This window comes from Dorea ammoniilytica (assembly GCF_025567415.1).
Lineage (GTDB): Bacteria > Bacillota > Clostridia > Lachnospirales > Lachnospiraceae > Claveliimonas > Claveliimonas ammoniilytica.
The window spans coordinates 47,429-58,221 of record NZ_JAOQJV010000014.1 but is presented as its reverse complement, the minus strand read 5'-3'; the positions used below and the strand labels follow the sequence as shown (position 1 = coordinate 58,221).

The 10,793-nt window shown below is 43.8% G+C and carries 9 protein-coding genes; all 9 read left to right on the top strand.

Annotation, left to right across the window (positions count from 1 at the left end):
* The first annotated feature begins 322 nt into the window (after positions 1-322).
* The 9 genes from OCV65_RS10235 to fmt all read left to right on the top strand — a co-directional run bounded on the left by OCV65_RS10235 (position 323) and on the right by fmt (position 10,757).
* Positions 323-1,189 (top strand): YitT family protein, encoded by an 867-nt coding sequence (locus OCV65_RS10235; RefSeq protein WP_330666932.1) that lies wholly within the window; start codon positions 323-325, stop codon positions 1,187-1,189.
* Between the two features lie 63 nt (positions 1,190-1,252).
* On the top strand, positions 1,253-2,464 hold the full coding sequence (locus OCV65_RS10230) for a carboxylate--amine ligase (protein WP_262581948.1): 1,212 nt from the start codon (positions 1,253-1,255) through the stop codon (positions 2,462-2,464).
* Positions 2,465-2,482: 18 nt separating this feature from the next.
* A complete protein-coding gene (cuyB, locus tag OCV65_RS10225; RefSeq protein ID WP_262581946.1) occupies positions 2,483-3,202 on the top strand; it encodes a cysteate racemase in 720 nt (239 codons plus the stop codon).
* Between the two features lie 42 nt (positions 3,203-3,244).
* Complete coding sequence (locus OCV65_RS10220; RefSeq protein ID WP_262581945.1) at positions 3,245-4,768, top strand: Mur ligase family protein; 1,524 nt, start codon at positions 3,245-3,247, stop codon at positions 4,766-4,768.
* A 78-nt stretch (positions 4,769-4,846) separates the two neighbouring features.
* Positions 4,847-5,476, top strand: coding sequence for a hypothetical protein (locus OCV65_RS10215; RefSeq protein WP_262581944.1), 630 nt, complete (start codon positions 4,847-4,849; stop codon positions 5,474-5,476).
* A 106-nt stretch (positions 5,477-5,582) separates the two neighbouring features.
* Entirely contained in the window at positions 5,583-7,109 is a 1,527-nt protein-coding gene (locus OCV65_RS10210; protein WP_262581942.1) for a UDP-N-acetylmuramoyl-L-alanyl-D-glutamate--2,6-diaminopimelate ligase, read from the top strand.
* Positions 7,088-9,313 carry a replication restart helicase PriA gene (gene priA, locus OCV65_RS10205; RefSeq protein WP_262581940.1) on the top strand — a complete coding sequence of 742 codons (2,226 nt, stop codon included), beginning with the start codon at positions 7,088-7,090 and terminating at the stop codon, positions 9,311-9,313. The genes OCV65_RS10210 and priA overlap by 22 nt, the downstream gene beginning before the upstream one ends.
* A gap of 44 nt (positions 9,314-9,357) precedes the next feature.
* Positions 9,358-9,828 (top strand): peptide deformylase, encoded by a 471-nt coding sequence (gene def, locus OCV65_RS10200; RefSeq protein ID WP_262581939.1) that lies wholly within the window; start codon positions 9,358-9,360, stop codon positions 9,826-9,828.
* Between the two features lie 2 nt (positions 9,829-9,830).
* A complete protein-coding gene (fmt, locus tag OCV65_RS10195; protein WP_262581937.1) occupies positions 9,831-10,757 on the top strand; it encodes a methionyl-tRNA formyltransferase in 927 nt (308 codons plus the stop codon).
* The last annotated feature ends 36 nt before the right edge of the window (positions 10,758-10,793 follow it).

Here is a 10,793-nt window from a genome sequence, read left to right as displayed (position 1 = left end):
AGATAGGTCAGAGGTGGAAGTGTGGTAACACATGTAGCTGACTGATACTAATCGGTCGAGGGCATAACCAAGACGGAGATAGGTAAGAAGATGTAGAGTTTCTTGTATACGGTTTTGAAGGTATATATGATGAGGCTGTAGACCATAAGGTTTGCAGTCTTTTTTTGTTCAGTTCAAAGTCAGGCAGAAGTGCGATACCCTTGACAATATGTGAAATTAAGCCTAGAATGAATAGCGGAAAGAGCAGTTGCGGATTATAGATTTATGAGTTAGATTTATAGTTTGTGGCTGTTTTTTGTTATTATGGAACAGGAGGTACATGATGGAGAATGCAAAGGTAAAAGACTGGGTACTTGATATAGGAGCTGATCTGATCGGCGGTATTCTGATAGCAGTGGGAATTTATAATTTTGCTCTGCATGCAAATTTTCCGGTTGCAGGATTTTCGGGTATTGCGATTATTTTATATCATATATTTGGTCTGCCAATTGGTATAGGAACAATTCTGCTGAATGTTCCGGTATCCATATTCTGCTATAAGTTTTTGGGAAAAGGTTTTTTCTTCCGCTCGGTAAAGTCTATGGTGATTTCATCATTGCTGATGGACTATGTGGCACCATTGTTTCCGGTATACGATGGAGAAAGACTGCTTGCTGCATTGTGTATGGGTGTGCTTTGTGGTCTCGGATATGCATTGATATTTATGCGGGATTCTTCAACAGGAGGTCAGGATTTCATCACAGTGTCCATTCGTAAGATCCGTCCGCATCTGACACTTGGCGTACTTACGATGATCTTTGACAGTACGACGATTTTGTTGGGTACATTGATTGTATTCCATGAGATTGATGGTTTATTATATGGTATTATCGTAACGTTTCTGATATCGACGGTAATGGACCATTTCATGTATGGTATTTATAAAGGAAAACTTACTTTTGTAGTGACGGAACATGGCAAGGCAGTTGTAGATGCGATTGATAAGATCAGTGGCAGAGGTGCGACAATCGTCAAAGGAGTAGGTGGATATTCACTGAAAGAAAAGGATATCGTTTTATGTGCATGTAATAATAAAGAAATGTATCAGATCAAACGTCGTGTGCATGAAATCGATCCGGATGCATTTACGATGATTGTAGAGTCTAATGAGGTTGTGGGAGAAGGATTCCAGGAAGGTTCATTCGATTGACACCAGATAGGGTACGGAGTATAATAAACAGACAGTATTTCGACAAAGGGGAATATATAAATTATGGAATTTAAAGAAAGAGAATTTATCCCGGTGTTGCTGGGTGGAGATATTAACACTTACAGTGTTGCACGGGCATTTTATGAACAATATCAGGTGAAATCATACGTATTCGGTAAGTATCAGACCGGACCGAGTTTCCGAAGTAAGATCACGATTTATGAAGGGAATCAGGCAATTGATACGGACGATTATTTTATGAAGCGGATTAATCGTTTCGCGAATGAACATAAGGATAAGAAGATTCTTCTGATTGGCTGTGGTGATAGCTATGTGGCACTTGCAAGCCGCCATAAGAATGAGCTTCCGGCTAATGTAATCGCACCGTATATTGATTTTGACCTGATGGATAGTTTACAGCAGAAGGAACGTTTCTATGAATTATGTGAGAAACATGGCGTAGCATATCCTAAGACGATTGTATACAAGCGTGAAATGGGACTGGATTTTGCATGTGATTATCCATATCCGGTAATTTTGAAGCCATCGAACAGTATCGCATATTGGGAGCACCCGTTTGAGACACAGAAGAAGATATATAAGATCAAAGATCGTGCAGAGCTTGAAAAAGTAATTGAAGAGATTTACGGCGCAGGTTATGATGATGATCTTATTATTCAGGATATGATTCCAGGTAATGATGAATATATGCGTGTGCTGACTTCTTATTCAGACCGTGATGGCAAGGTGAAGATGATGTGTCTGGGTCATGTACTGCTGGAAGAACATACACCACATGGTCTGGGCAATCATGCGGTTATCATTACAGAGCCGAATAAGGAACTGATGGGACGTGTGAAAAATCTATTGGAAGATCTTCATTATGTGGGATTTTCTAATTTTGATATCAAATATGATCAGAGAGATAACACATATCGTTTCTTTGAAATTAATACCAGACAGGGAAGAAGTAATTACTATGTAACAGGATCTGGATTTAATGTAGCGAAGTATTTTGTAGAAGATTATATTTATCACAACGAGCTTCCATATGAAGAAGCAACAGAGGAACACCTCTGGATGACTGTTCCTAAGGGAGTCGCTTATAAGCATGTGAAGAATCCGGAGTATGTAGCGAAGATGAAGAAGCTGGTATCAGAAGGCAAGATGGTGAATCCTGTATTTAAGAAGGGAGATCTTGGACTGAACCGTTTCCTTAGAATGGTAAAAACACATCTGAAACAGTATAAGTACTTTGACACGTATTATAACTAGAGGTATCGAAAGAATAAAATGGAAGAATTAAAAAACAGAAAGATGCTGGGGATCATAGGCGGTATGGGACCGGAGGCCAGCTGTTATTTCTACGAGAATGTAATTGCACATACGAAAGCGGAAAAGGATCAGGAGCATATTGACATGGTTCTGTTGAGCCATGCATCCATGCCGGATCGTACAAAAGCAATCCGTACAGGGGATGACACACATTTGATCAATCTGTTGTGTAATGATGCCAGAACACTGGAGACGTTGGGAGCATCGAATATTGCAATCACCTGCAATACATCGCATTATTTTTACAAACATATACAGAATGCAGTTAAGATTCCGGTGATCAATATGATCCAGGAGAGTGTGAACTATGCGGTACATAAGTATGACAATGTGAAGCGTGTGGGAATCATGGCGACAGATGGAACGATCGGCTCTAAGATTTATCACAAAGCCTGTAGAAAAGCAGGGGTGACGCCTGTGCAGCCGTCAGAAGAACGGCAGGCGGATGTAATGTCACTGATCTACGATGATATCAAGGCAGGTAAGAGTGGAGACCGTGCAAAATTTGATCGTGTGGTCAGTGAATTTATGCGCAAAGGATGCGATGTGATCATCCTGGCATGTACAGAATTATCCGTGTTTAAGGGTAAGCATGAAGTGGCATCTATTTGTCTGGATGCAATGGATGTACTGGTGGAAGAATCCATTCGCAGATCCGGAGCAGAGTATGTAGAATAACGTAATAAAGCAGAATGATCTGTTTTAACAGGAGGAAAAATAATGGCAGAAATGAAGCATTATACACTTGGGGAATATGTGAAGCTGCTGGAGGAGAAAGGCATGCTTGCAGAATATGATCTGCAGGGAAAAGACGGAGAAGAAATTAAACTTCTTACTTATGATTCCAGAGAAGTTACACAGGGAACGCTCTTTATCTGCAAGGGTGCTGCATTTAAGGCAGAATACCTGAAGAATTCAATGAATCAGGGAGCGGTATGTTACGTCAGTGAAAAGAAATATGAATTAGAAAAAGAAGTACCGTATATTCTGGTGAAAGGTATCAGAGATGCAATGGCGGTACTTGCTAATTTCTTCTATAATAAGCCGTGGGAAGATCTTGCGGTAATCGGATTTGGCGGAACAAAGGGCAAATCTACTTCAACATATTATATGAAAGCGGTTGTGGACGATTATCTGGCGGCACAGGACAAGCCGGAAAGCGCCGTGATCTCAACAATCGACATTTACGATGGTAAATCAAAAGTAGAATCACACATTACTACACCGGAGGCAGTAGAGTTACAGATGCATCTGCGCAATGCGCTGGACTGTAACATTGAATATGCAGAGATGGAGATCTCTTCACAGGCATTGAAGTATGGTCGTGTAGATGAAATGCAGTTTGATGTATCTGTATTTTTGAATATTTCGGAAGATCATATTAGTCCGATTGAACATCCAGATTTTGAAGATTATTTCCAGTCTAAGATGAAGATGTTTGAGAAGTCCAAGACTGCAGTTGTGAATCTGGATGCAGATTATATTGATCAGATTCTGGAAGCATCAAAAGCAGCCGGAGAGGTTGTGACATTCAGCACAAAGAATCCGGAAGCAGATTATTATGCTTATAATATTCATAAGGAGGGAAAAGATATTCATTTTTCGGTAAAATGTGAAGCATTTGATGAGGAATTTGTACTTACCATGCCGGGCTTCTTTAATGTAGAGAATGCGCTTGGTGTAGTTGCAGCATCTGTGAAACTTGGCATTCCGACAGAATATATTCATTCTGGACTTCGACGCGCAAGATCCAGTGGACGTATGGAGTTTTATCACAGCAAGGATCATGAGGTCATGGCAATTGTAGATTATGCACATAACAAGCTAAGCTTTGAAAAGTTATTCTCGGCTATGAAAGAGGAATTCCCGGATTATGGTCTGGTAGCCATCTTTGGATGCCCGGGTAAGAAATCACTTCTCCGAAGAAAATATCTGGGAACGATTGCCGGTCAGTATTCTAAGATGGTATACTTAGTGGCAGAGGATCCGGGATACGAACCGGTGGAAGATATTTCCAAAGAGATCGCGCAGTATGTAGAAGCACAGAAGTGTCCGTATAAGATGATTGAGGATCGTGGAGAGGCGATCAAGGATGCAATCGAGACGGCAGAAGGTAAGACACTTCTTCTGGTTACAGGTAAAGGAGCTGAGACCAGACAGAAGTATGGTTGTGAATATCTGGACTGTCCTTCAGATGTAGAGTATGTACAGCGTTATCTGGCCGAGTATGACAGCAGACATTAGAAAGTTACAAAAGATTAAGGATTTAATGCCGATGGCGTAAATCATAAATGCGGAATGAGCGAAAGGAGAACATGTATCATGAAGAAACTGGTAGCAGCGTTATTAGCTGGAGTGATGGTATTTTCACTTGCAGCCTGCGGAGAAAAAGAAGAGGATTTTGACGCAAAAGGTTACGTGGAGGGTGTGCTGGACGCAACTTATCACGGAGATTACAAGGCGCACGCAGAGGATGTGGGTGAGAGCGAAGAAGATATTAAGAAAGAGCTGGAAGATAATAATATTCAGGTTGCCAAAGATGCTCTGGCTCAATCTGGACTGACTGCAACAGATGATGAGATTGAGGCATATGTTGCTATGATTGAAGAGGGATATAAGAAGATTACCTGGACAGTAAAAGACGCAGTTAAAGATGACAATGATAATTTTACTGTAGATGTAGAGATTACTCCGGTAGGTCTTCTGGATAATCTGCAGACAATCTTCACGAACAAGCTTCAGGAAGCAGTGGCAAATGGCGTAGATGAAAGTGGTTATATGGCAGTCTTTAATGAGTCTGTACAGGAAAGTATCAATCAGGCACAGACGTATGATCCACAGACAGTGACACTCAATGTTACTTATGAAGAGAATTCTGATGGTGATCATGTATACTCTATCAATGAGAGTGATATGGAGAAGTTAGACTCTATTGCAACACATATGAACTAATGTAGATGTGAATACGGATAAAAGAGGCAGAGTAATCTGCCTCTTTTGTTACCATACAAGGCTTTCGGCATAAAATGATAGCAAGGAAGTTACGGGATGTGTGGAAATGAGTATTCGCATAAAGGAATTGATTTCAGGAGTTGAATATCGAGTTATACAGGGAACAATAGAGACGGTTGTGATGGAGATTGCATATGATTCCAGAAAAACAAGGTCAGGCAGTATGTTTGTATGTATCAAAGGATATCAGACAGATGGGCATGATTATATCGAAGAGGCTGTAAGGCGGGGAGCGGTTGCGATAGTTGTACAGCAATCAAATGATTGGAAAAAAGACCGGCTGCCAGAGCAGATTACAGTGATATCAGTTCTGGATACGCGTATTGCACTGGCAGAGATAGCAGCGGCATTTTATTGTTATCCTGCAAAAGAAATGCAGATCATAGGTGTGACCGGGACGAAAGGGAAGACGACCACTACCTATATGATACGGGAAGGTCTCAGACAGGCAGGACATAAAACAGGATTAATAGGAACAATCGAAGTAAATGCTGATGGCGCAGAGACAGGGAGCTTTCAGACAGAGATCCATACCACACCGGAATCACTTGAGCTTCAGCAGTATCTCCGGATTATGGCGGATGCTGGATGTGATTCAGTGGTGATGGAAGTGTCTTCTCAGGCATTAAAGATGCATCGGGTAGAAGGAATTCAGTTTACGGCAACGGTATTTACCAATCTGGGAGAGGATCATATTGGACCGGAAGAACATGCGGATATGCAGGAGTATCTGGAATGTAAGCGTAAATTGTTTTTACAGACAGAGTTCGCAGCCGGCAACCAGAATGATGCGCTTCTGGAGGAAGTGTGGGCGCAGACCATTTGCAGAAAGGTCCGTTATATGGTAAGAGATGGGGAATGTGATGGACAGAATACGCAGATGGCAGATTACGTTGCAGAGCAGATTGAACATATCAATTTGCAGGGAGAACTTGGAATAAGCTGTAATGTGAGTGGAAATGCGTCGGGAAGACTTACATTATCCATGCCGGGACAGTATAATATATCCAATGGGCTTGCTGCAATGGCGGTGTTGAAAGAAATGGGAGTACTGGATGCAGTGATCTTTGAGACCTTGCGGACAGTGCAGGTTCCGGGACGGATGGAGCAGATAAAACTTCCGATATTGACAGGATATAGAATTCTGGTGGATTATGCTCACAATGTTATGAGTCTGAAGAATAGTCTGAAGACATTACGAAGTTATCAGCCGAAGAGAATTGTTGTCATCTTTGGATGTGGCGGCAACCGGTCAAAATCCAGAAGGATGGCGATGGGGCAGACGGCAGGGAAATATGCGGATCAGGTGATCGTGACGACGGATAATCCAAGATACGAAGATCCGGAAGCTATTATGAAAGAGATAGAAATTGGTTTGTTAAAAACAGACGTTTATTATACAATGATTGCAGACAGGAAAGAAGCCGTTTATTATGCAATCGAACATGCGCAGACAGGAGATATGATCCTGATCGCGGGGAAAGGACATGAGAATTATCAGGAGATACGGGGCATCCGTTATCCGATGGATGATAAAGAGCTGGTGAGAGAATGTATGCAGATGTTATTGTAGATATTACACATGAAAAACTGGATAAAGTATTTCAGTATCGGATACCGGATACGCTGAAGGATCGTCTGTGTATTGGATCGGAAGTGATCGTGTCATTTGGAAAAAGTGATCGAAAGATTCGTGGATATGTAGTTGGATTTTCAGAGAAACCGGACTATGCGCCGGAGAAGATTAAGCCGATTCTTGAGATTGATGAAAAGGGCATGGCAATCGAATCCAGACTGGTACGTCTGGCAGCATGGATGAAGGAAGCTTATGGCGGTACTATGATCCAGGCATTAAAGACGGTACTTCCAATCAAGAAAAAGGAACAGGAGCGAACGAAACGTACCCTGCGTCTGTGTCTTACAGAGCAGGAAGGAAAAGAGAGACTTGAACGGTATCTGGAGAAGAATCAGAAGGCAAGAGCCAGGGTACTTGCGGCGCTTTTAGACAGCCCGGAAATGGATTACAGTCTGGCAGTGAAGAAACTTCATGTGACCGCATCGGTAGTACGTGCACTGGAAGATCAAGGTGTGTTGAAGGTGGCGTCTGAGCGGGAGTACCGGAATCCAAAGATCCAGAAGCGGGAACAGAACGTGCCGATCCGGTATACGCAGGAACAGCAGCAGGCAATTGAACAATTTCAGAGGGATTATCTGGCCGGAGACTATGGCGCTTACTTGATACATGGCGTGACCGGAAGCGGCAAGACGGAAGTATATATGGAAATGATCCGGACGGTGGCGGCAGAGGGGAGACAGGCGATTGTACTCATACCGGAGATTGCACTGACCTGGCAGACGGTGATGCGTTTTTATCAGATATTTGGTGCCCGTGTGTCGGTGATGCATTCCCGGATGTCGGCGGGGGAGCGGTACGATCAGATGCAGCGGGCAGCAAATGGTGAGCTGGATGTGATGATCGGACCGAGATCTGCGCTCTTTACACCATTTCCGAATCTGGGATTGATCGTTATTGACGAGGAACATGAGAACAGTTATAAGAGTGAACAGGTACCGAGATACCATGCCAGAGAGACGGCGATCGCAAGAGCGGAGATGGAACATGCAAGTGTAGTACTGGGTTCGGCCACACCGTCTATGGAAAGTTATTACCGGTGCCAGATGCGGGAATATCGTCTGATAGAACTGAAGGAGCGAGTGGGAAACAGACCACTCCCGACAGTACATACGACAGATATGCGGGAAGAACTGGCACATGGCAACCGGTCAATCTTCAGTGATCTGCTCCGGGAGAAGATCAGAGACCGGCTGGAAAAGGGGCAGCAGACGATGTTGTTCATCAACCGGAGAGGCTATGCAGGATTTGTATCCTGTCGTTCCTGTGGATATGTGGTGAAATGTCCACATTGTGATGTGTCATTGTCAGCACATCGGAATGGCAAGCTGATCTGCCATTACTGCGGTTATGAAGAACCGATGATAAAAGTATGCCCATCCTGTGGATCTCGTCATGTGGGCGGATTCAAGGCAGGAACTCAGCAGATCGAGGATCTGGTGAAACGGGAATTTCCGGAAGCCAGAGTCCTGCGAATGGATATGGATACGACGAAGAATAAAGACGGTCATGAAAGAATATTATCTGCATTTGCGGATGGCGAAGCAGATATTCTGGTTGGTACGCAGATGATCGTGAAGGGACATGATTTTCCGGCAGTGACGCTGGTGGGAGTGCTGGCAGCAGATATGTCGTTATATTCTTCGGATTACAGATCCGGGGAGCGTACATTCCAGCTGCTGGTGCAGGCAGCTGGTCGTGCGGGAAGAGGAAGTGCACCGGGTGAAGTGGTGATCCAGACTTATGATCCGGAGCACTATAGCATTAAAACAGCGGCAAAGCAGGATTATCAGGCGTTTTATCGGGAAGAACTGGAATTTCGTGACCGGATGGGATATCCACCGGTGGAGAATATGCTGGCAGTGCTTATGATGGGAGAAGATGAGAACCATCTGAATACAGCAGCAGAATATCTGAAGGCTTATGCTGAGCGGATCGGTGGCGATTATCTGGAAGTAATCGGCCCGGCAGTACCGTATGTCGGTAAGGTCAGTGACATTTACCGAAAGATTCTCTATCTAAAATGTCCGAAATATGGTATGCTGATAAGAGTGAAAAATCAGCTGGAACGTTATATTAAGGTTAATTCCGGGTTTCAGACACTGAGAATTCAGTTTGATTTTAATCCGATGAATATATTTTAAGTGGTTCGGTTCTGGTGACCGGATCTGTGAAAGGAGAACAATAAATGGCACTGAGAGAAATACGCGTGATGGGAGACGAGGTTCTGAATAAGACCTGCAAGGAAGTGACTAAGATGACACTTCGTACCAAGTTATTGATCCACGACATGCTGGATACAATGTACGATGCAGGAGGAGTTGGACTGGCAGCACCACAGGTGGGCATTCTTAAACGTATTGTTGTAATTGATATAGGTGAAGGACCGATCGTTCTGGTGAATCCGGAGATCGTTGAGGAGTCCGGAGAACAGACAGGAGAAGAGGGATGCTTAAGCGTTCCTGGCAAATCCGGCATTGTAACACGTCCGAATCATGTAAAAGTCAAAGCATTTAATGAAGATATGGAGCCGATCGAACTGGAAGGAGAAGAATTGCTTGCAAGAGCATTCTGTCATGAGATCGATCATCTGGATGGACATCTCTATGTGGAACTCGCAAAAGATGGCATCCATGATGTAGAGTACGAGGAGGACTAAGAATGAAAGTTATTTTCATGGGAACGCCGGATTTTTCGGTGGGAACACTGGAAGCGCTTATAGAGGCAGGGCATGAGATTGTGCTGGCAGTAACACAGCCGGACAAGCCGAGAGGACGTGGTAAGGAGATGCAGTACTCTCCGGTAAAAGAGGCGGCACTCGCACACGATATTCCAGTATATCAGCCACAGCGGATTCGCGATGCAGAGTGTGTGGAAGAATTAAAGAAATATCCGGCAGATGTGATGGTAGTTATCGCATTTGGACAGATTTTACCAAAAGAGATCCTGGATATGACAAAGTATGGCTGTATTAATGTACATGCTTCACTGCTTCCGGATTATCGCGGTGCAGCACCGATCCAGTGGGCGGTGATCAATGGTGAACCGGTCAGTGGTGTGACAACTATGCAGATGGATGAAGGACTGGACACCGGTGATATGATCATGAAGACGGAAATCGTGCTGGATGAAAAAGAAACTGGTGGATCCTTACATGACAAGCTGGCAGAGGCCGGAGCAAAGCTGTGCGTAGAGACGTTAAAGGCGGTGGAAGACGGTACTGCAGTTCGCACGAAACAGGGCGAGACCGGTACGGATTATGCGAAGCAGCTGAATAAGAAGATGGGAGATATCGACTGGACAAAGCCTGCGGTAGAGATCGAGCGGCTGATCCGGGGCTTAAATCCATGGCCAAGCGCATATACTTCATGGAGTGATAAGACTATGAAGATCTGGGAGGCTGAGGTTCTGGATAAAGAGTCGGGACAGGCACCGGGTACAGTTGCAGAAGTAGATAAGAAGACATTTGCAGTGCAGACCGGAAAAGGGATGCTGAAGATCCTGAGTCTGCAGCTTCCAGGCAAGAAAAGAATGGATACCGATGCATTTCTGCGGGGTAATCAGATAAAAATAGGAGAAACATTGTAAAAAAAGTGTGAAAAACAGGTTATTGGCCTGTTTTTC

Bases quoted from the DNA above. Each gene is read 5' to 3' on its own strand.
- OCV65_RS10235 (WP_330666932.1), top strand. From the start codon at position 323: ATGGAGAATGCAAAGGTAAAAGACTGGGTACTTGATATAGGAGCTGAT.
- OCV65_RS10230 (WP_262581948.1), top strand. From the start codon at position 1,253: ATGGAATTTAAAGAAAGAGAATTTATCCCGGTGTTGCTGGGTGGAGAT.
- cuyB (WP_262581946.1), top strand. From the start codon at position 2,483: ATGGAAGAATTAAAAAACAGAAAGATGCTGGGGATCATAGGCGGTATG.
- OCV65_RS10220 (WP_262581945.1), top strand. From the start codon at position 3,245: ATGGCAGAAATGAAGCATTATACACTTGGGGAATATGTGAAGCTGCTG.
- OCV65_RS10215 (WP_262581944.1), top strand. From the start codon at position 4,847: ATGAAGAAACTGGTAGCAGCGTTATTAGCTGGAGTGATGGTATTTTCA.
- OCV65_RS10210 (WP_262581942.1), top strand. From the start codon at position 5,583: ATGAGTATTCGCATAAAGGAATTGATTTCAGGAGTTGAATATCGAGTT.
- priA (WP_262581940.1), top strand. From the start codon at position 7,088: ATGTATGCAGATGTTATTGTAGATATTACACATGAAAAACTGGATAAA.
- def (WP_262581939.1), top strand. From the start codon at position 9,358: ATGGCACTGAGAGAAATACGCGTGATGGGAGACGAGGTTCTGAATAAG.
- fmt (WP_262581937.1), top strand. From the start codon at position 9,831: ATGAAAGTTATTTTCATGGGAACGCCGGATTTTTCGGTGGGAACACTG.